The 374-nt window shown below is 46.3% G+C and carries 1 protein-coding gene; it reads left to right on the forward strand.

Translation table 11 applies throughout. The features are described from left to right. Positions 1–374, forward strand: a 374-nt coding sequence (locus LGT40_RS00205) for a GTP-binding protein (protein WP_369075662.1), incomplete at both ends; no start/stop codon positions are given.

A 374-nucleotide genomic window follows, 5' to 3' on the forward strand; every position in this document is an offset into this window, starting at 1 on the left:
CCCTATATCATTGTTTACTTGAACAAAGCCGACATGGTTGATGATGCTGAGCTGATTGAACTGGTCGAGATGGAAGTTCGTGAGTTATTGGACAAATATGATTTCCCAGGTGACGACACGCCAATCATTGTTGGTTCAGCCCTGAAAGCATTGGAAGGTGATACCAGCGAAATTGGTGCCCCATCTATTCACCGTTTAACGCAAGCGATGGATGAGTACTTCCCAGAGCCGAAACGTGCGGTTGATGGCGCATTCTTAATGCCTATTGAAGACGTGTTCTCTATTTCTGGCCGTGGTACGGTTGTAACTGGTCGTGTAGAGCGCGGTATTGTTAAAGTTGGCGACGAGTTAGAAATCGTTGGTATCAAAGACAC

Source organism: Methylophaga pinxianii (genome assembly GCF_020447225.1).
Lineage (GTDB): Bacteria > Pseudomonadota > Gammaproteobacteria > Nitrosococcales > Methylophagaceae > Methylophaga > Methylophaga pinxianii.